The 22,014-nt window shown below is 58.2% G+C and carries 13 protein-coding genes; 4 read left to right on the top strand and 9 right to left on the bottom strand.

Going from position 1 to position 22,014, the window contains the following annotated elements:
- Window positions 1-252: 252 nt before the first annotated feature.
- The 9 genes from Poly24_RS01945 to Poly24_RS01905 all read right to left on the bottom strand — a co-directional run bounded on the left by Poly24_RS01945 (window position 253) and on the right by Poly24_RS01905 (window position 14,408).
- On the bottom strand, window positions 253-1,509 hold the full coding sequence (locus Poly24_RS01945; protein WP_145089705.1) for an efflux RND transporter periplasmic adaptor subunit: 1,257 nt from the start codon (window positions 1,507-1,509) through the stop codon (window positions 253-255).
- Window positions 1,506-4,703 carry an efflux RND transporter permease subunit gene (locus Poly24_RS01940; protein ID WP_145089701.1) on the bottom strand — a complete coding sequence of 1,066 codons (3,198 nt, stop codon included), beginning with the start codon at window positions 4,701-4,703 and terminating at the stop codon, window positions 1,506-1,508. The genes Poly24_RS01945 and Poly24_RS01940 overlap by 4 nt, the downstream gene beginning before the upstream one ends.
- 102 nt (window positions 4,704-4,805) lie before the next feature.
- On the bottom strand, window positions 4,806-5,468 hold the full coding sequence (locus Poly24_RS01935; RefSeq protein ID WP_197452250.1) for a GntR family transcriptional regulator: 663 nt from the start codon (window positions 5,466-5,468) through the stop codon (window positions 4,806-4,808).
- 499 nt (window positions 5,469-5,967) lie between these two features.
- Window positions 5,968-6,372: a hypothetical protein gene (locus Poly24_RS01930; protein WP_145089694.1), complete on the bottom strand. Its 405-nt coding sequence runs from the start codon at window positions 6,370-6,372 to the stop codon at window positions 5,968-5,970.
- 49 nt (window positions 6,373-6,421) lie between these two features.
- Window positions 6,422-7,342: a DUF1559 domain-containing protein gene (locus tag Poly24_RS01925; RefSeq protein WP_231753414.1), complete on the bottom strand. Its 921-nt coding sequence runs from the start codon at window positions 7,340-7,342 to the stop codon at window positions 6,422-6,424.
- Window positions 7,343-7,477: 135 nt separating this feature from the next.
- Complete coding sequence (locus Poly24_RS01920; protein WP_315852230.1) at window positions 7,478-8,896, bottom strand: DUF1501 domain-containing protein; 1,419 nt, start codon at window positions 8,894-8,896, stop codon at window positions 7,478-7,480.
- Window positions 8,897-8,944: 48 nt separating this feature from the next.
- On the bottom strand, window positions 8,945-11,980 hold the full coding sequence (locus Poly24_RS01915) for a PSD1 and planctomycete cytochrome C domain-containing protein (RefSeq protein WP_231753413.1): 3,036 nt from the start codon (window positions 11,978-11,980) through the stop codon (window positions 8,945-8,947).
- Window positions 11,981-12,084: 104 nt separating this feature from the next.
- Window positions 12,085-13,848, bottom strand: coding sequence for a FecR domain-containing protein (locus tag Poly24_RS01910; protein ID WP_145089685.1), 1,764 nt, complete (start codon window positions 13,846-13,848; stop codon window positions 12,085-12,087).
- Window positions 13,848-14,408, bottom strand: coding sequence for a sigma-70 family RNA polymerase sigma factor (locus tag Poly24_RS01905; protein WP_145089682.1), 561 nt, complete (start codon window positions 14,406-14,408; stop codon window positions 13,848-13,850). The genes Poly24_RS01910 and Poly24_RS01905 overlap by 1 nt, the downstream gene beginning before the upstream one ends.
- A gap of 912 nt (window positions 14,409-15,320) precedes the next feature.
- On the opposite strand from Poly24_RS01905, the gene Poly24_RS01900 reads away from it, so the two are divergent.
- The 4 genes from Poly24_RS01900 (at window position 15,321) to Poly24_RS01885 (ending at window position 21,986) form a co-directional block, all read left to right on the top strand.
- On the top strand, window positions 15,321-17,813 hold the full coding sequence (locus Poly24_RS01900) for a DUF1592 domain-containing protein (protein ID WP_145089679.1): 2,493 nt from the start codon (window positions 15,321-15,323) through the stop codon (window positions 17,811-17,813).
- 23 nt (window positions 17,814-17,836) lie between these two features.
- Entirely contained in the window at window positions 17,837-19,213 is a 1,377-nt protein-coding gene (locus Poly24_RS01895) for a DUF1552 domain-containing protein (protein ID WP_145089676.1), read from the top strand.
- The gene (locus tag Poly24_RS01890) at window positions 19,210-20,478 is read left to right on the top strand and encodes a hypothetical protein (RefSeq protein WP_197452249.1); all 1,269 of its coding nucleotides are present in this window, start codon (window positions 19,210-19,212) and stop codon (window positions 20,476-20,478) included. The genes Poly24_RS01895 and Poly24_RS01890 overlap by 4 nt, the downstream gene beginning before the upstream one ends.
- 125 nt (window positions 20,479-20,603) lie before the next feature.
- A complete protein-coding gene (locus tag Poly24_RS01885) occupies window positions 20,604-21,986 on the top strand; it encodes a hypothetical protein (RefSeq protein WP_231753412.1) in 1,383 nt (460 codons plus the stop codon).
- Window positions 21,987-22,014: the final 28 nt, after the last annotated feature.

Here is a 22,014-nt window from a genome sequence, read left to right as displayed (position 1 = left end):
ACGTATTCGTCGACAGGTTAAACAGTGTTTCAAGAGGAGGTATCAGCCGGCACTCCGCTCGCTAGGCTCGCACCGTTTGACCAGAGCTATATGCAAATCGCCGGACCTTCGGCCCTCACCGCTGCACGGGGCTCGCGCGGCGTCCTCGCCCAACCTTTTCTGCGGCATGCGCCGCAGGCTTTATGCGGCCGGTGCTTCCGCGGTTTTGTTTCGGTCTGAGCGTCAGTTGCTGGGACTTCGGAGTTGCTTCATTCAACCCGCGGCGTCGGGTTCGGCGATGGCGACCGACATGCCGTCGACCAAGCGTTCGCCTGGATTAACGACAATGCGGTCGGTCGATTCGATCCCGGTGGCGATTCCCAACACGTTTCCGTAGTCGGCATCGACGTCGACCGCACGCAGCTCCACCAAGTTCTCGGCGTTGACCGTTGCGATCTGCGAACCGCTGGCGTTAAAGATCAACGCCGATGCGGGAATCAACATCGGTGGATTGGGACGACGCACCGGCAGGCGGACCTGCACGTACGCTCCTGGGAGCAGTTGGCCGTCGGAGTTGTCAAATTCGATTTCGATTCGCATCGTGCGGGTTTGCAAGTCGAGCGATCGCGCGGTGCGGGCAACTTGGCCGACGAAGGTCCTGTCCGCCATTTCACGCACTAACAGCTGAGCCTGTTCGCCGGGCTCGATGTTAAATGCATAGATCTGAGGAACGTGCACGACGCCCCGGACGCGGTCGGTTGAGACCAAACGAAACAGGGATTGAGCCTGCCCGCTGCCGGCGGTCACCAGCTGACCAAGATCGATCGAACGCTCGGTGATCGTCCCGGCGAACGGCGCGTAGACTTTCGCAAACGACTGCAATTCCTTGATCCGTTGCAATTCAGCCATTCCGGCGGCGATGTCGGCGTCCGCCACTTTCACCTGGTGTTCGGCCACCGCAAACTCCGCTTGACTCTCATCGTACTCCTGGCGTGAGGCAGCCTGCGACTGCAACAATTCATCCAACCGGGTCAGCGTGTAACGCGTTAGCCCCAACTTGGTCTCAGCCACTTGGCGACGCGCTTTGAGTTGCTCGACATTTGCCAAAGCCTGCTGCAACTGCTGATCGACCTCGGGCGTATCGATTTCGGCCAACAGTTGCCCCTGTTGGACGGTGTCACCGATGTCGACGTGCCACCGCTTCAAGTAGCCGCTGGTTCGCGCATAGATCACCGTCTCTTCGAGCGCTTCGATCTCGCCGGGGAAAGTGACTTCGACCGTCTCCAAGGCCGGCTTGGGCAAAACGATCTCCACGATCGGCAGCATCTCTTTCTGACGCTGGACCGTCTCGACTAGCGCTTGCTGGCGATGCGTCTTGGGCAACCAGCCGATAAAAAAGGCGGCGACGATTATTCCGGTTAGCGCAACGATCAAGAAAGCCAACTTCCACGCCGGCACGCTGGGCACCGGAGCGGGATCGCCGATGTCGTCGATCGTATCGGCGTCGATTGTTAATGTGTGTTCGTTCATGCTTTCCCAAATTCCTCGATTCGATCCAGATCTTCGATAGCTCGCGGTGGTTTGACGCGAATCAAGCTGTACATAACGGGCACGAAGACCAGCGTGGCAACGGTTGCCATCATCAGTCCCCCGATCACCGCGCGTCCCAACGGAGCGTTCTGTTCGGCACCTTCGCCAATCCCCAACGCCATCGGCAACATGCCTAGAATCATCGCTCCGGCCGTCATCAGGACGGGGCGAATCCGCGTCACGCCGGCCGCCCAAGCGGCATCGTGCGCGTTCTTGCCGAGTCGCCGTTGATCGTTAGCAAACGTAACGACCAGAATGGAGTTGGCGGTAGCAACCCCAACGCACATGATCGTCCCCATCAACGACGGCACGCTGATCGTCGTCTGCGTGACAAACAGCATCCAAATGATGCCGCACAACGCTCCCGGCAACGCCATCAAGACGATCAACGGGTCGGTCCACGATTGAAAGTTGACGACCATCAATAGATAGACCAACACGATTGCAAACAGCACGCCGTAGGAGAGTGCAGTGAAGGACGAACGCATGCTGTCGACTTGGCCGCGGACCTTCAGCGTCGTCCCCCGTGGTAATTGATCCTGGAATCCGGCCAGCACGCGATCGACCTCCGCCGCGACGCTCCCCAGATCGGTCCCCTCGACATTGGCAAGCACATCCAGGCTCGGCGCCACGTTGTAGTGGGTCACGTTGGAGGGCCCGACGCGGCGTGTCACCTGAGCCAGGTTGCCCAACAACTGGGACGCATTGGCACCTTCGCGCGATGTGATCGGAGTCGCCGAAATCGCGGCAACCGAAGTCACCTGGCGCTGTGGCGATTGCACGACCAACGGATACTGAATCCCCTTCTTCGGATCCAGCCAGTAGTTGGGAGCCGCTTGTTTGCTGGAGCTGAGCGAAACCAACACATCGTTGGCCAGTTCACGCTGCGAAATCCCCAACTGACTCAAAAGGGTCCGATCGGTTTCGATCTGCAACTCCGGCGCGTAGGGCACCTGGTGGATCCGCACATCGGCCGCACCCGGGATCTCTTGCAGCTGGTCGCGAATCTGTTTGGCGATTTCATAATTGGCTGCCAGATTCCTTCGCGGTCCCACCAGTTGGATATCGACGGGGGCCGAGAGTCCAAAGTTCAGGACCTGGGTGATGATATCTGGCGGTTTGTAGAAGAAGATCAATTCAGGAAAGCGGCGCATCAACTCGCCACGCAAATTCTTTTTGTAGACGTCGGTCGGCGCATGCCCCGGCCCCAGCGTGATCAGAATCTCACCGTCGGCCGACGACATCAACGTGCCATCGCTGAGCGCCAGATTGATTCCGCTGTTCGGAATCCCCATGTTGTCGATGATCGATTCGATCTCTTCGGCCGGGATGACTTCGCGAACCGTATCGACCACGCGGGCAAAGTGGCGTTCGGTCTCTTCGACGCGCGTCCCCGCGGGGGCCCGCACATGCAACCGCATCTGCCCCGAATCGACCGAGGGAAAGAAATCCTGCCCGATCATTGGCAGCAGCGCAAAGGACCCGAGCGAAAAACCGAGGAACAGCACTGTCACGGCGATCCGGTGCGCCAACAGCCACGACAAGCCACTGCCATAGATCCCCCGCATCCACTCAAAAGCGCGATTAAAGACGTGATGAAGTCGCATGAACAGCCCGGCTCCAGCTTCCGAAGCATCGGCCGTCACATAGCGGTCGACTTCCGCAGCCAACAGATAGCGGGTCATCGTCGGGACCAACGTCCGGCTCAACAGATAACTAGCCAGCATCGCAAAGACCACCGCCATCGCCATCGGCACAAACAGTGCGCGGGCGGTTCCGGTGATAAACCAGACGGGGAGGAAAACAATGCAGATGCAGAGTGTCGAAACCAGCGCAGGCATCGCAATCTGTTGTGCCCCATCGAGGATCGACCGCGTGAGCGCTTTCCTCTGATGCAGATTGCGATGGATGTTTTCGATCTCCACCGTTGCGTCGTCGACCAGAATACCAACGGCCAAGGCCAGCCCGCCCAAGGTCATCACGTTGAGCGAATGGCCCAGCGCGCCCATGACGGTGATCGAGGCGAGGATCGCAAGCGGGATCGAAATCACAATGATCAGCGTGCTACGCCACGACCCCAAGAACAACAGAATCATCGCTCCGGTCAGCCCCGCGGCGATCGCCGCTTCGACCAACACGCCGTGCACCGCATTGCGAACAAAGATCGATTGATCGGCCAACAGCGTCACCTTCATCGCTTCGGGCAACGTGTTCAACACCGCCGGCAACCGATCGCGAACTCCGCGGACGATATCCAACGTCGATCCGCTGGACTTCAAAATCGGCTGCAACACGCCCCGCTTGCCATCGACATGGACGATGTTCCGCTGCGGGGCAAAACCATCGCGCACCACCGCCACGTCGCCGATCGTGATCGTTCGATTGCCAATCGATTTGATCGGCAGTTCGCTGATCGCCTCGACGGCCTGGGTGCTGCCGTTGAGCCGCACGTTCATCTCCTGAACGCCGATCTTCACCGATCCGGAGGGAAGGATCAGATTCTGCACGTTGACCGCCTCGGAGATCTCTCCCGGCGAGATGCCCCAGGCGTGCAGTTTTTGCGGATCGATATCGATCATGATCTGACGCACCTTGCCGCCGTAGGGCCAGGTCAGCTGGGCACCGCGGACCGGTGCCAATCCAGGGCGCATCGTGTTGATCGCCAAGTCGTACAGCTGCTGTTCGGTCAGCACATCGCTGCCGATCGACGCCTGCACGATCGGCACGTTGGCGGCGTTATACCGCATCACCAGCGGCGGAAAAATTCCCGGCGGCATCGACTTCAGCGACTGCTGCGAAGTCGCGACGATCTGCGAAATCGCCGCTTCGATACTGGCCCCTTCCTGCAGGAAGACCTTGACGACGCTGATCCCGTTGAGCGACTGGCTCTCGACATGTTCGATATCGCTGACGGTGGAGAAGAGCACCCGTTCAAAGCTGCCGACGATCCGCTTCTCCATTTCGTCCGGCGGAATCCCCTCGTAGTTCCAAATGATCGCGACGACCGGAATATTGACTTGCGGAAAGATGTCGGTCTCCATCCGACGAATCGAGATCACGCCGGCGATGGCGATCAACATCGATGCGACGACGAAGGTGTAGGGGCGCATCAGCGCCAAGCGGACGATCCACATGACAGAACAATCTCAGGGTGGCAGGTCGAAATTCAGGTGGGATTTTTTGTGGATCGCCGATCGCGATCCAGCGGTGGGTTGGGTAGGGTTTGGCGAAGTCGGCTAGGACGATGTCTCTTGCGACTCCACGTGTTGCGTCTTTAATTGTGCGGCGGCTTCTTCAGCCCAAACGGCGGCAAAGGATTCCGAATGTTCGCGCAACAATCGCCCCGCTGCGTCCCCATCACCGCGTCGCAACGCAGCGACGATTGGCCGGTGTTCGGCGGCGCGTTCAACGATCGAAGGCATCTTGCGTATCAGGTTGATGCGGATCTTCGCTTCGAAACGTAATGAGTCCCAAGCCTGCAGCAGGACCATGTTGTCGGCCGCGACCACGATCTGGCGGTGGAAGTCGAGGTTGTGCCGGGCGTACCCATCGACATCCCCATCCGCCGCGGAATCACAAATCCGATCGACCGCTCGATCCAACGGTTCCACGTTGTTCTCTAATCGCGAGCCAGCCAGTTCGGCGGCGCGTTGTTCCAGGATCGCGCGGACCAGATAGACCTCGGTCATCTCCCGCGCGGTGATCTCGCGAACACGCGTCCCTTTGTAGGCTTCCGAATGAACCAAGCGGAGCGCTTCGAGTTCCCGCAGCGCCTCGCGAACCGGCGTCTGGCTGGTGCCAAACTCTTCCGCAATCGCCAGCTCGCGCAACCTCTCTCCCGGCTGCAGCGAACCGTCGTAAATCCGGCCCGCGATGCGATCGCGAATCACGTCGCTCATACACTTCCGTTCAAACATCCGCCCCTCGCCTCACAACAGATCACAATTCCTATATTATCGATAATCGAATAAATCACAAGAGAAATCGTGAAAAGCGGGCAATAAACCCTCCCATCACGGCAGCTGCGATACCATCCCAGCGCTCCACGCGGACACCTTTATGGTCCCCTGACGCACCTCCGGCACGGGCAGAAGGTCGCATCAAGCCCCAATCCGCAGCCCCCTGCCCTGCCCTTCCGTAGATGTTCCCCGTAGATGTTCCCCGAAGATGTTCCCCGAAGATGTTCCCCGAAGATGTTCCCCGAAGATGTTCCCCGAAGATGTTCCCCGAAGATGTTCCCCGAAGATGTTCCCCGAAGATGTTCCCCGAAGATGTTCCCCGAGCAAAGTTACGACGCACGAAAACGAAAATCATCGACGTGAGGTGATTCCGATCCACTTGTCGGAAAGAGGAACAGCAGAGGTGAGCAACAAGCAGCGGAACTTCGCCAACCAGCACCTACTCGCTAGCCGGAATCTCGACATTCTGCAGCGAGGTTTCCTGGGGCAGATCGAGCTCGAATTGGTAGTTCGCCAACGGCGCGGCCTGTTCCGCCTCATCGGCAGTCAGCCCTGCTTTTGTCGCAATCACCAAAACGCGGTGCGGCCCACCCACAACGCCGATCCCACCGGATGCCGTATCGTATTTGCCATCAACGATGTTGGCGCTCCCCTGGGGTCCCGAGTTACCTTTGGCGGTATCGGGCGTGAAAATGATCGATCCGCCGGGAGCCGGTTCTCCCTGAATGGTCACCTCTCCAGAAACGCGATACCGCTGCAAGCCGCCCTGATCGCAACCGGACAGTAGCGTCGCGAACAAAACACAAATTGGCCAGCACAATGATTTCGAAAGTGAATGATGCATGAATCGAGGATCCGTGGTGTGAGCGATGGAATGACGTTCTGAAAATTTCTTAGAATCCGATAATTTGGGACTCGCCACCGTCTCGACTGGCGGTTGCCAAATACAAGTCCATGTCCACGGTCTCCGACATAAACTTGACACTGCCATCGACGATCGCTGCCAATGCACCACCAGGGTGCTGGCTACTGAAACTCATGCTATTAAACTCTCCCGACACAAACCCCAAGACGTTGATCCCATACTTCACGTTTTTGCTCATCCCGCACGAGTGATCCGCACACCCACGTGACCACGCGCGCGGCGCGACTGCGCCGGCGGGAATTTTCATCGCAGACAACTCACCCACCATGATCGTGTTGGAGGTGCCGTCGGTCACCGCTGCAAAACGGACACAATTCTGCGCACCAAGAACTCCTTGCGCGGAAACTTGATTGCTTGACTTGCATGCCGGTGCCGGGGTACTGCCGTCCGCATCACATTGCAACGTATACCCCGTGCCGATCGGTCCCATGTTGCCGACATAATGCCCCGCAAACATCTGCCCAATAGCCTGGGTACCAGCGGCGTTGAGAATCGTCTCGTCTACATGATCGGAGCGTTCATTGGCCGAACTCGGGCACTGGTAGACACTCGGGACGGATGTCACCGCCTGACGATTCGGCTTACCACGCCATCCTTGGATCGTGTTGAATCGGTCATACAAATTGCCCTCTTCGGCAAAAGATAAGATCGAAACCAGATAACTATGACTGATGGCCCCAAAGGCCGTGTACTCATTCGTACTGGAACTATTCGCATGACGGTGGCTGAATCCGCCCGGCGGCAGCGTACGATAGGTGTCGTGATAATTATGTAACGCGAGTCCGATGTTCTTCATGTTGTTTTGACAGGACATTCGCCGCGCCGCTTCTCTTGCCGCTTGAACGGCTGGCAGCAGCAGGCCGACCAGGATGCCAATGATCGCGATCACGACCAACAATTCGACCAACGTAAAGCCAACAGCACGGCGAGCCCGCGGAATGAAAACAATGGGACGCATTTGAATTCCTTCAAAATGGGGTCAGAACAAAACAGAACAGAATCGATGGCATGAGCGCAAAGAGACTCAGGTGGCAAATGCTTCACGAATCACCTCACCACCAAGGACCGTGGGAATTTCTTCGCGATTGTTGTGCAGATAGATCAGTTTGTGTTGATCAAGTCCGAGACCGTGTAACATCGTGGCATGCAGGTCGTGTGGGGAGAGCGGACGATCGATGGGGACGTACCCCAATTCGTCGGTCGCGCCAATCACTTGGCCTCCCTTGATGCCGCCGCCAGCCATCCACATCGTGTACCCCGCAGGCGAATGATCGCGACCGCGTGCATCGCCGGTGCGACTCCCTTCCGTGGTTGGTGTTCGCCCAAACTCTCCGCCCCATATAACCAAGGTTTGATCCAACAGGTTGCGTTGCTTCAGGTCTTGCAGCAGGCCGGCGACAGGCATGTCGGTGGCCCGACAGCGGTTGATGTGATTCCCTTTCAAGGATCCGTGCGCGTCCCAACCGCCGTTCCTCAGTTGAATGAAACGCACACCTTGCTCGACGAGCCGACGTGCCAAAAGGCAATGGCTGCCGAACAAACTGCTGGCCTTCTGGTCGATCCCGTACATCCGCTGGGTCGCTTCGGTTTCGCCGGACAGGTCCAGAATTTCGGGAGCGTTCAACTGCATCCGAAAACCTAATTCGTAAGATTCGATCCGCGCTTCGAGTTCGGTGTTTTCATCTTGCCGTCGGAGATGTTGTTGATTCATGCTGCGAATGAAATCGAGCTGATTCCGACGATCGGAAACCGAATACAGATCGGGGAGTTCGGAATAAGGCACGCCCCGCTGGTTGTCCAACTGAGTCCCTTGGAACCGGGCTGGCAGGAATCCGCTCCCCCAGCCAGGCCGCTGGGGTGCGGGCCCCGACGAATTGGACGAAAGGACAATAAATCCAGGCAAATCCTGAGCTTCGCTGCCTAACCCATAGGTGACCCAACCGCCCAAGCTAGGCCGTTCACCGAGCGAAGATCCGGTCAACGTGAAGTTTTCCCCAGGCCCATGCACCGGTATCCTGTGGTTCAACGAACGTATCACGCACAGATCGTCGACGTGACGCGCTGTGTGGGGAAGCAAGTCGGACACCTCGATTCCCGACTCGCCATACTTTTTAAAGCCAAACGGCGAGGCCATCAATTTCGATCCGACCCCCGCCCGCGGAATGTTGGGGACCGTCGCGGCGATACTGCCAGGAACGTACTCACCATCCATTTTCGACAACACCGGCTTCGGATCAAAGGTATCCATGTGGCCTGGTCCGCCCGACATGAACAAAAAGATCACGCTCTTGACCGTTGGCGGAAAGTGCGGCTGCTGCAAAAACGGTTGACTGGAAGTGTTGCCCGCCGCATCGGCGCCAAGCAGAGAATTAAAAGCGAGCGATCCCAAGCCGATGCCCGCGGTTTCGAAGAACGCTCTTCGGGATTGAGTGAATGGAGTCACGATGGTCCGGTGGGTTGAAGTGCTAGGAAGGGTTCCGTCGATTGACAATTAGGGGATATAGACGAATTCGTTGAGGTTCATCATGGAGTGGCACAGGCGAATCAGCTCGGGGGAAACGTTCCCATCAGCCCCCCCTACCCCGCTGTCCGTGTCACTACGTTCCAACAAGCCCATGGCAAGTCGAACCTCCGCCGCCATAGGAGCTCTGCCGAGTGTTTGTTCGAACACGACATGAATCTGTGCTTCGGGATCGTCACCCGCTTGATCCCTAACGATCCTTGCCAACTGCTCAGCTCGCTTGACCACAAACGGACTGTTCAGCAGATACAATGGCTGCAACGCGACGGTTGACACCTCGCGCCGCGAACAACTGCGAACACCGTCGGGGGCATCAAACATCGTCATCACGTCGGGCATTTGGCTGCGACGCTGGGACAAATAGATCGTCCGTCGCAATGCCTGTTCATCCCGCTGCGGTGCCACGCTTGGCCCGCCGACCAGTCGGTTCAATTCGCCCGTGGCAACTAAGATGGAATCGCGAATCACCTCGGCTTCCATCCGTCGCTGAGGCCATCGCCACAAGGTCTTGTTGTCCAAATCAAGCTCAAGATTGGCCGCAACCGACACGCCCGATTGTCGATAGGTTGCCGAGGTAACGATCAAGCGATGAATATGTTTGGTACTCCAGTCGTTGTCGATCAATTCCGAGGCCAACCAATCCAACAGCAGAGGATGCGTTGGCGCCGCGCCGTGCGTACCAAAGTCGCTCGGCGTTTCAACCAACCCGCGGCCAAAGTGGGACTGCCACAGCCGATTCACCCAGACACGCGCGACCAACGGATTCTGTGCACTGGACAACCAATCGGCCAACGCCTGACGCGGTGTGGGAAGAAGCTGCGAAGGCGTTTCCCCCAGTACCGCAGGCCACGCTGGTTCAACGCGCAGCCCCGGACTGCGGACGTCCCCACGAATCAATACATGCGTTGTCTTCTCGGAGAGGAAATCGGGGGAATAGGGCAACGGAGACCGATTCACCACCGGAAGATGCTGCACCTGTTTGTCACCCGTTCGCGGAGAATAGAATCCCCACGTGTGTACGGGATAGTCGCCGGGAACGACCTTCCGCTTTTTGGCTTCCGAAAGATAAAAACGATAGGAATCGCTGGTGAACCAGTTTTGAATTTCGTCAGCGGGCACGGACGGCGTATCGCGCAGCTTATAATTCCCCAATTGCCCGTTCGCGAAAAACGCCATCAACGCATAGTAGTCGCGTTGCATGATGGGTTCGAATTTGTGGTTGTGGCACTGAGCACACTCCATCGTCAGCCCTAACAACGCGCTGGTCGTGTTGTCGACGATGTCCATCATCACGTCGGTTCGCTGCTGCAGCTTGTCCAATTGATTGCCACTGATGCGAGCCGCTGCGAGGAAGCCTGTCGCGATCAGTGCGTCGTCGGTATAGGGTTGCAATTCATCGCCCGCAATCTGTTCTCGCAAAAACTGGGCATATGACTTATCAGAATTGAATGCGTCGATCACATAGTCGCGATAGCGCCACGCAAAGGGGCGGGGGATGTCATGCTGGTACCCTTGGCTCTCGCCCCACCTAGCCAGATCGAGCCAGTAGCGGGCCATCCGCTCTCCATAATGAGGCGACAACAACAGTGCGTCGACCAATTTCTCATAAGCATCGGCAGAGGTGTCGTTAACAAACGCTTCGGTCTGTGCAACGGTGGGAGGCAAACCCAACATGTCGAGATACAAACGCCGTACGAGCGTTCGACGATCGGCCGGCGCGGTGGGTTGGACACCGATCTCTTTTTGCCGGGCGTGAATGAACACGTCGATCGGATGCCGTGAACCGGTCGTTTCATCGTCAACGGGACCGGTTGAACGGACAGGCACCGCGGGACGCTTGATCGGCAAAAACGCCCAGTGATCGGATTCTATCTTCGGCGTCGGCAGGAGCGCATCGTCCCATTTCAACCCCTGGTCAATCCAAGCTCGAATTTTCGCCACCTCCATGTCGGCAAGTGGCGCTTCATCGGGAGGCATCCGCTCCGCTTCCGACTTGGTTGTCAACGCTTTCAACAGAGGGCTGCTGTGACTTTCTCCTGGGATGGCCAACACATGCCCGGTACTGAACCCAAGCAATTCGTTTCGAACATCCAAACGAAATCCCGAATCGGGATAGTCGCCCGCGTGACAGCCAAAGCAACGATCTCGTAAGATCGGAAAAATATCGGTGGTGAAATCGATGGGATGATCCCATGTCACCGCCGGCGGATTCATGGCGTGGTGAAGTGAAGAGGGATCGGTGGAATCACTCAGGAACGTAAATGCGTCTTGCCACGAACGGGATAGAACCACGTCGTCCACACGGATTCGGTCCTCACGTTCCGTCTTGCCTCCCGTCGCAAAACCGATCCAACGGAATTGGTGGATACCATCTTGGTTACTCAACGAAAGGATCGGTTGCTCGGCATCATCGGATTGCGGGTCGACCCACAGTTGGATTTGGCTGTAACCATTGCGTGTTCCCGCGGTCTGCTTGGAGAGCTTGGCAATCACACGATAGGTCTTCCCGGGCTCCATCTCGGTGCGACTCCACGCGACTTGCCCCGCCCCGAACCGCACCATAAAGACGTTTTTACCACGACTGGGGCCACGATCTGCCATATGAATCCCGATGTTGGGCACCCCAATGCTATGGACCGCCTGATCGCTTCCTTGAGTGCGATCGAGCCACAGCACAAAGAATTCGGGGTCGATTCCTTGATCAAGCTTGGCAGGCTCGTAGAGAAACCGAAACCCAACAAACAGCTGATCCTCTGCGTACGTTCGGCTCAGCTCCCGACGCAGTGGATTGTTTCGCTGATTCGTTCCGGCGATCACGACATTGGGTTGCGAACCATTGGAATGAGACGGTTCGACAGCGTCAGCAAATTTAGCGGGCCGAATTTGCGACAACTGCCACGGCGCGGCGAAGCCCGAAGACAGGTCGCCCGGCGCGTTCTTGCCAAAAGCGTGTTGAGGAATGAAGCGATCGGCCGCCAACCGATCTTCCGCGACAGAAAGATTCACAGCTCCAGCTGCCAACCAAACGAGCGTGGCAAGGAATAGAGGCAATCGTTTTTGAGGGATGCAGTTCATAGATCGCAGGCGGGATTGTGGTGGGTGAAAATGAACTATCGAGTTTCGTCGGAAGGTTCTGCTGGCGTTGCAGGACTCGCTGCTTCCGCGGGAAAAACTTCGGCGAGCGTAAGGCCACACACCAAGCGGTCCAGCAAGAGCTTGTCTTGAAGCTCGGTATCGAGCCCCATACGAATTCCCAGATAGGGAATCGAGTGGATTCGCTGGCCCTCTTCGAACCGCGCCGATGCGTCGGGAGCGCCAAGCCTCGTAGAGTGGGGGTTGACCCACAGCCGGATGTCGCTGAAGCGGCCTTGAGCGTCCTTCCGTAGTTGCCCGACCAAGAAGAACGTCGCATTGTCTTGGGGCCTACCGTGATACCCTGAATGCTGCGCGGTAATCCGAGCAAAGTACTCGCCAAATCGAATCCCCACGTTAGGCTGCCCACCGTGGCTCACCGAATCGCCGACGCAATCGTCAAACCACAACGAAAAAAAATCGTCATCGTCCAACCCTTGGTAGCGACCGAGGAAGCTAAAGTAGAAGTCCTCGGTGATTGGTTTCGACAAGTTGGTCTGCAACCGATTGGCAATCGACGGAAAGGCGCTGTCGCGACCATCGATTTCAATCGCGTACCGACCGCCATCCATGGATTGCCAACGCAACGGCTCGGCCAGGTTGACGACCCGCGCGAACCTGGAATCGAGAATCCAACGATGGGAAACGCTCTCCCCGGAGACCGACGCTGGTTCGGGGAAAAAGTCTTCGCCCACCAACGCCCCCTCAGGAATCGAGCTGGAACTTGGCATGGGCCCCACCGGAAGCGTCACCGCCGAAGCGATCTCAAGCATTTCCGAACGCTCAAGAGGAGGGTATTCACCACTCCGCGCGGCCAGCAATTGCTCAAGAGTTGGCACCGACACCGATCTCAGCGAATCGACCCCCGCCACCTTGATCTCCGGCTGGACCGACGCATTCTGAGAGAACCGGGACTGAGAGTAGGCCTCCAAACGCAAGGGCTTGTCCCCCTGAGCAGGCGTTCGGGAAATAACTTCCACCTCCCCTTCGTAGACCTGGATATCTGCATGCCCCGATTCGTCGACCACGGCACCAAATTTTGTCCCCAGATCAATGATCCGCATGTCGGGCGTCAACACGGTGAATCCCTTCGCCCCATCGGGAACCACAGCCGCTAGCTTACCGCGATGCAAACAGGCTTCCCACGCCGACCGAAGCTCCAACCGCGCGGGCCCCTCGACGACAACTCCAGCGCCACACTGGAAGATCAACCGAACCAAACCAGCATCGATGTGGACCAGATCTCCGGCTCGCAACGAGTCACCGTATTCGATCGGCTGCTCATTCCAGACGGCGTCTTCGCTGTCCAGCAGAACAGCGACGACCGGCGTCTCGGGAGATGGAATCACCGCTGTCGCGCGCGGAACCGCGTCTTTGTCGTCAATGGCGATTGGAGTGTGCCGCGAATCGGACAGAAAAAACGCAGCGAGCAATAAGACAGAGGCAACCAGCGCCGCGAGGACTCTCCAATGGGCAACAATGCTTACGTGACGCGATGGCCGGTTCGATAGAATTGCCGGATCCGCTTGCTCGAAGACGCCTTGCCAATCGACATCCTCAGATGACTCGTCGGTCGGATAGTTGGCCTGAAGCAACGTATCGAACCAAATCTGCTGAGTGTAGGTTTGCAATCGCTGCGGATCCCGCAACATGAGGTCATCCAACTCGCGGTGTTCCCCATCGGACAGCGAGTCTGCCAACAATTTGGCCAACAACGTTTCGAAGCGTTTCGTTTCGGACATCAGGTCGCCACCTCGGCATCCAATTTCCGTTCGACACAACCACGCAACTGCACGCGAATCCGAAACAACTCCATCGCCAACGACTCGGCCGTGCGACCTTGCGATTCTGCAAGAAGCTTGACGGGCACCTGCTTTTGATAACGCGATTGCAACAATCTGCGTCGGGTTTCATTCAGTTGCTGCAAACAGGACCGCAACAGCGTTAGTTTCTCATTGGCATGCTCGGCTTGTTGCGCTGAGATAGCGGCGATTTCCGCAATCATCGGTTCACTGAGCGACTGATGCCGCTGTCGCCCATGCTTTTTCCAGTAAGCCAACGTTTGAAGATGGGCGATCTTGCATGCCCACGACATAAAGGTCCGCGAAGGATCGTATTCGACACGCTTCCGCCACAGCACCATGTTTGTCTCCTGAAGCACGTCGTCGAGATCTGCATCGCAACGCAACAGGGTCCGCAGAAACGCTCGCAAGGGCACTTGGCTGCGGGCGATCGAAGCCACGAATTGTTCATCGCATAAGGCTTCTTGCGCTTCACAAGGAGATGCTACGTCCACATTCATTCCCTTCTCCTCGAGCGATCATCATCGATCAAATGGAAAACTTCTCGGTGAAAGACTTATCCGCAATCCCGTCAAGATAACGACAATATTCAGAGTTTTTGAGAATTCGGGGATTTTCGCATCCCTACAGACCCAAGCAATGCGCGATGATCATGCAATAACACAGCACTTTCACCGACCGCTAAAAAAATTTGGCACGGCGTGAAGCATCCGTTACGCCAGACGCTCGAGACGGCATCGCGATGGCCACCCGACCACCACTGAACCCATATACCCCAATCGCCGACACGGCGTTTTGGCGTTTCCCTACCGCCGGATTAGGCACTGTGCCTTCAGGCAGTCGGACTGCGCTTCGCATCGCGAGGAGTTGTGTGCGTGCGAGATAGTGTGATGCAAGTTTGTCGTTGCGAGTCGCAACACATCGCTATTTTTTGTGCCCGCCGATGCAAGGCTCCACGGTTGTTCTTTCGCGAGCCGCCTCGCGATCGAACGCTTGCAAAAAGCCGCAATTCTTGTTGCCCTGCAACTTCTGAAGAAAACCTTGGCACGCTGTTCTCCAGCGATTCCCAAGCCCGGCCAACGCGACTGAGGAAGAAGACCAAACGCACCCTTCTAGGGGCGTGCAAATCACATAAGATGGAAGTAAAGTAGGATGAACCCCCATCAAGCCGTTCAAACCATCGCTGCACATGCTGCGGTCCCGCTCGATCCCAATTGCTTCAAACTCCGTGGTGCAGCAACCCCATGGGCTCCAATACCGAGCCCCGCAGCGTCGTCTCCACCAAACTTCCGAAGTTCCAAGTTGACGTCACAAATGTTGCTGGCAGTCTCGAGCCGACGCGTAAGATGGACTGACGGAAACAGGCAACTTGAGACTCCGTTTTTATTGCAATGCAGAGAAGTAACTTTCTAATGACGCCCCAATTCATCGCCCCCAACCTCGTTGTTCTTCCCTCCTCGACGGTGCCTCGCTGTTTCATCGCTATTGTGCTGTTCCTCGCTGCCGGCCTTGGACTGGAGAATGCCGCCTACGGGTCGGATCCGTTTGAAGCCTTCCTCGAGAAGCATTGCGTTCGGTGTCATGGCCCTGAGAACGAAGAGGGGGACGTGCGGATCCACCAACTCTCTCGCGATTTCAAGTCGGGGCTCGACAGCCATCATTGGGCCGAGGCACTTGAGAAGGTTAACAGTGGCGAGATGCCTCCAGCAGGAGAGCCGCAACCGACGCAGGAGGAAATCTCGGCGTTCGTCGCCAATCTTGACGCACGCCTGAAAGAGGGTCGAGCGGCGCGGATGGCGGCCAGACCGCCAGTGTCGCATTACCGACTGAGCCGGAAAGAGTATCAAAATACGGTCTATGATCTGCTCGGCGTGCGCTATGATCCCACCAAGCCGGGCGAATTGAACGAAGATACGCTTTGGCATGGTTTTGAGCGGATCGGGTCGGAGCTTTCACTCTCCCCATCCCACATCGATCGCTACTACCGGGCTGCGGAACTCATCCTCGACAGGGCCTTCCCCGCCACCTCCAGCGAGCCCCGAAAAGTCCACAAGACCGCGGCCGAATTGCGTTACGGCGGTGGCAAGGCCCAACAGGAGGCGCTGGACCGATTCGGCATCAAACGGCCGCTGCGCTATCTGCTGTTTCCCGGCAATGTCCAGAACGCCCTCTCGCCCAATTGGTTCGGCCGGACCGGGCCGGAGCACAGCGGGCTATACAAATTCCGCATCCAAGCCAGTGGAGTCCGACCGACCGGTGGCCAACCGGCGCATCTGAGCATCGGCAAACGGACGGGTGAGGAGACGGTGGATGGCCTGATCGAGTTTGACATCACCGCCCCAGAGGACAGTCCGCAGGTTTATGAATTCGAAGTGTTCCTTGAGATGCCCACGAGTCTGCACTTCTGTGTGGTGGCGACCGATGTTGTGGACCGAAGAGCCGGTGCCGCCTTCCGCAATGCGCTCAGCAGCCGGGGCGGTTATATCTTCACGCACAGCAGCGAGACCCTGCTCCTGAATCCGAACGCTCCGCAGATGTTCGATGACAAAGGGAACGGCATCTTCTCCACCGTGCTCCTCGACTGGATCGAATGGGAGGGACCACTTGTTACGGAATCTGAAAAGTCTCGGCGCAACGATCTTGTCCCTCCCGATGACGCGGCGCCCGAAGTGGTCGCAGCGCATCTTCAACGCTTCGCCGAACGCGCCTGGCGGCGGCCGGTGAAAACGGAAGAGCTGGAGGCTTATCTGCAAGCCTACCACTTCGAGCGAGAAGCGGGAGAGAAGACGGCCGACGCCTTTCGTGTCGCGATGGTGGGCGTGCTGACCTCCAGGCACTTCATCTACCTCGTCGAGGGCGACCCCGTGGCTCGCGAACGCCTCAACGACTGGGAACTTGCCTCCAGGCTCTCCTATTTCCTCTGGAGTTCGATGCCCGACGACACCCTGTTCACGGCTGCCCAAGCGGGCTCCCTGAATGGTGAGGGGCTGAAGCAGGAGGTGGACCGGATGTTGACGGACGACAAGATCCATCGCCTGGTCGACGACTTCGCCCGACAGTGGCTGCAACTGCACCGCGTGGGAATGTTTCCCCCGGACAAGAAGCTCTACCCGGTCTACGATGCGTGGCTCGAGACGAGCATGCGATCTGAGCCGATCGAATATTTCCGTGAGATGTTCGCGAAGAACCTACCGATCGACAGTTTCATCGATTCCGATTGGACGATGGCCAACGCCCGGCTGTGCGATTTCTACGGACTGCCGGAACCGAAGTCGGACGGATTTCAGCGCGTCGCGCTGAAGCCTGAGGATCATCGCGGCGGTCTGCTCACGATGGGAGCGGTACTCGGGCTGACCTCCGATGGCACTCGCCATCGCCCGGTCCACCGCGGTGTGTGGGTCAGCGAATCGATCTTCAACAAACCACCTCCGCCGCCACCGGCGAACGTAGACGCCATCGAGCCCAATCCGCCGAAAAGCCCCAAAGCGACTCTCCGCCAGAAAATCGAGGCACACCGCAACGACGCCAACTGCGCCGCGTGCCATGCGAGAATCGACCCCTTGGGACTTGCGTGGGATAACTACGATGCCATCGGCCAATGGCGCACTCATGAAAAGGTTGCGGCGGGCCTCGGCGAAGATCCCTTGGTCGATCCCTCCGGCGTGTTGCCCGACGGCCGTTCATTCGAGGATTCTGTGCAATTTAAACAGCTGCTGCTCGAAGACCGCGACCAGATCTCGCGGGCCTTCATCGAGCATCTTTGCACCTATGCTCTCCGCCGCGTCCTCACCGTCGACGATCGAGAGGAAGTGGCAGCGATCGAGGCGGAAGCCAAAAAACACGACTACCGCGTCAAAGATGTCATCCGAGCTGTGGCCCTGTCCAACCTGATCCGCAAACGCTAACCAACCGAAATCGTGAGAACCCTATGAGCAACTATCTTTCCCAATCCTGGCTGATCGACCGCCGCCATGCCCTTCGTGCCATGGGCAGCTTGATCTCGCTGCCCCTGCTGGAATGTATGGTCCCACTGCGGGCGGCCGAAAAGGAAACCGCCGCGCCCCGCCGCAGTGCCTTCATCTATCTCGCCAACGGCGTCCATTCGCTGAACTATCAGATCACCACACCGGGCAAGGACTACCAGCTTTCCAGATCGCTCATGCCTTTGGAGAAGCATCGCCAGGTCATCACGCCCATCAGCGGCCTGCATCATCCGGGTGCCCTCAGCCATCACCACAACTGCATCTCGGTCTGGTTGACCGGCGGAAAGCTCGGTCCTTCGGATCGCAACACGATCTCGGTGGACCAGAAGATGGCGGAGGTCACGGCGCAGCACACCCGCGTCGCGTCGATGGAGGTCGCCATCACGCAGGATTCCCTCGCCTGGACGGCGGACGGCGTCCGGCTGCCTGCGATGCGTCGTTGCAGCGAGATCTTCGCATCGATGTTCGAGGAACCCAAAGGAGGCAAAACGGCACAAAGGAGGGCGCTGCGTCGCAAAGGGAGCGTCCTGGACGCGAACCTCGCCGAAGTGCGGCGACTCGAGAAAAAGATGGGATCGGCCGACAAAGGGCGGATGGACCAATACCTCAGCTCCATCCGCGAGGCGGAGATCCGAACGCGACGGGCCGACGCGTGGCTCGACACGCCGCTGCCGGTCGTTTCCGACGCGGACCGCAAACGCACCAACCGCGATATTGCCACCACCATGGCAGGTGATTATTTCCGCACGGTCTACGACCTGATGGTGCTCGCCTTTCAAACCGACGTGACGCGCGTCGCCACCTTCAGCATGGGAGGTGAAGGAGATGCCATCGCCATTCCCGAAATCGGTATCACCGAGTCGCGCCATCAATTGAGCCACCACGGCGGGGACGCAGGCTACATGGAAAAGCTGACCATGTATGACACCTTTGCCGTAGAGCAGTTCAGTTACTTCCTCACCCGGCTTGCGGAGACCAACGACCTCAACGGCAAGCCGCTCCTAGACTCGACGATGGCCCTGTTCGGCAGCGGCATGTGCTACGGCCACAGCCATGGTAACGCGAACCTCCCGCTGGTCCTTGCCGGTGGGTCGGATCTCGGGCTGAAGCACGGCAGCCACCTCGACTTCAATCAGTCGGCGGATGACTTCAAAGGCTACGCGCTCGGTTCCGACGGAGCCCTCACGACCGCCCACTATCAACTGTGCAGCCGTCCCGCGAATCCGAACGCCCACATGAGCAATCTGCTGCTCATGATGGCCCAGCGGATGGGCGTGGAAATCGACCAATTCGGCGACAGCAACAAGGTGATCGAAGTATGATGCGTTTCCTCAATCCAACCTGGCTTGCGGCCCTCTGCCTCTGCCTGTTCACAATCGCCAGCACCGCGGACGAGCCGTTCCGCCCCGAAGCGGGAACGTTCCCCGCTTTGGATCAAGCACACTCCTATCGAGGCGAACTTGTCTTCGTGGATCATGCCAACCGCCGCGGCAGCATCCGCGTGCAAGGGTCGGGCATGTTCTTCCGCAACGACCCGCACCCCTTCGCCATGCTCCCCTACGGCATCGTGCGTTATCACGACGCACCGGCGGATCTGCGCGACATCCCGTTGGGCACCGTGCTACACGTTCGGGCGTTTCTCCCGCCCGACCCGACGATCTCTGCCGTGCCAGTACTGCCAGTCAACAACAAGTCAAAAGACGCGAACCACAATCGCGGCACCGGCATCGCCCCCGCTGAGAACCACGTGCTCCTCCTGGAAGACGAACCCAGTCACTGCCAGCGCGAAGGATTGGTCTGGAAGCTCAAAGAAGTGGACCTCAAAAAAAACAGCGAGGGGATGATCGTCGCACGCCGTGAACCGAAGGAAGGTAGCAACGAAAACGCCACGGAGGAATCGATGACCTTCGACGCCGCCACGCGCATCTGGCGCGGCCGCGAATGCCTCTTGATCGAGGACTTGATCTCCGAAGGCACCTGGCCCACCAGCGGCAAGAAATCGCTCGATGGGCAGACCGCCCTGCTCGGCATCACCTGGAAGCCGACGCCCGACGGCGTGTTCACGCGCTTCCACATCTCGGACATCTGGCTGGACGACGAGGCGATGCAACGCGCTGCCCGCAAGCAAACCGAAACGCACAAGGCTTTTATCCGCAGTCGCTGGATGCCCGCCTGGATCGATCACGTCGAATATGGAAAGTTCGGTCGCGCCAAGGTGACGGCGACCTTGTTCGGCGGCATGGACGAATCCCTCTACGCCGATTTCGAAAAAGATGCCCCTGCCATGATGAATGCGGTCGAGCAAACGCTGAAGCACACCCACGGCGCCTACGGCCCCGCGCACATGGCTTCACGAGGTTCCATCCTGGAGGTCACTCAGACGAGCGGAGAGGTGCCGTTGGGCAGCAGCGGCATCCAGATCCATTTTGAGACCGACCTGATCATCGAAGGCATCCGCCCCGGCAGAGTTGTCCGTGTCCGGCCAACAAGCTGGCCTCAGGTTCAGTTGCCGCGCGAGGAATACCTCAACGATGGATCCAACATGGAAGAACGCTTCCCGACCCCGGCGATCTTCCCAAAATACTAACCCTGAAAAATCGCCCGGGCTGCCTATCTCAGAGACTCCGGTCGCAACCGTTTTCCGATTCGATGTCACCCAATGGCAACATTGGCGAGCGGCGGAAAGCAAATTCCCCGGCGAACATAGAACCGTTGTCGCGACTGTTCCTGAACATCGAGGACAGGTTTTCTAATCCGATAAGTTTCCACCTGCCGCTCCCCTTGCGATCCCAATCGGCACGCATGTTGAAATTGAGCTTGATCCCTATGCACCCCACCCTCACATCGCTCGCGGCCCTCTACATCAGTCTCTCCTTACTCGCAAACGCCGCCAGCGCGGACGAGCCTTTCCGACCTGAACCGGGAACGTTTCCCCCTTTGGAAAAATCGCATTCCTACCGCGGAGAACTCGTGTTCGTGGACCATGCCAATCGCCGCGGCAGCATCCGCGTGCAATCGATCGGCGTGTTCCGAAGAAACGCTCCACACCCCTTCGCCATGCTCCCTTACGGCATCGTGCGTTATCGCGGCGCACCGGCGGATCTCCGCGACATCCCACTAGGGACGATCATGCACGTCCGGGCCTTTCTCCCGCCCGATCCCACGATCTCCGCCGTACCGGTGCTTCCGGTGGATAACCGCAAGAAAACCGTCAGCCTAAGTGGTGTCGGAATTGCTCCCGCCGAGAACCACGTCCTCCTGCTCGAAGACGAGCCCAGCTATTGCCAACGCGAGGGCAAGGTCTGGAAGCTCAAAGAAGTGAACCTTCAAAACAACCAAGGGATGGTCCTCGCCAGCCTCGAAGCGAAGCAAAGCGATGGCGATGACGCGAGCGTGGAATCGATGACTTTCGATGCCGCCACCCGTATCTGGCGTGGTCGTGAACGACTCAGCGTCAAGGATTTAATCGACGAAGGCAACTGGCCCGCCAGCGGCAAAAAATCCCTCGGCGGCCAAGCCGTCCTGCTCGGACTCACCTGGAAGCCCACTCCAGGCGGCGTGTTCACTCGCTTCCATATCTCGGACATCTGGCTCGACGGCACCGCGATGCAACGTGCCACCGACAACCAAAACGAAGTGCACAAAGCTTTTATCCGCGGCCGTTGGATGCCCGCCTGGGTCGATGCCGTCGAGTACGGCAAGTTCGGCCACGCCACCGTAACCGCGACGCTGTTTGGCGGTATGGATGCCTCCCTCTACGCTGATTTCAAGCAAGGTATCGCGGCGCTGATGAATGCGGCCGAAAATACGTTGAAGCATACCGAAGGAGGCACCGCGGGGCCTTCGCAAATGGCCGCGCGAGGCTCGATCCTCGAAGTCACAACGACGCCCGGAGACGTTCCGCTGGGCAGCAGCGGCATCCAGATCCGTTTTGAGATGGACCTCATTACCGAGGGGATCCGCCCCACGCGAGTCGTCCGCATCCGCCCTGCAAACTGGCCCGACGTCCACGTGCCACGCGAGGAATACCTCAGCGACGGGGCTTCTAGCGTTAACGAACGTTTCCCCACCCCAGATATCTTCCCGAAATACTGATTGGCGTTTTGTCATTGATTCTTCGTTC

It is taken from the genome of Rosistilla carotiformis, assembly GCF_007753095.1.
Classification (GTDB): Bacteria; Planctomycetota; Planctomycetia; order Pirellulales; family Pirellulaceae; genus Rosistilla; species Rosistilla carotiformis.
This window is presented reverse-complemented; position numbering and strand designations above follow the sequence as displayed.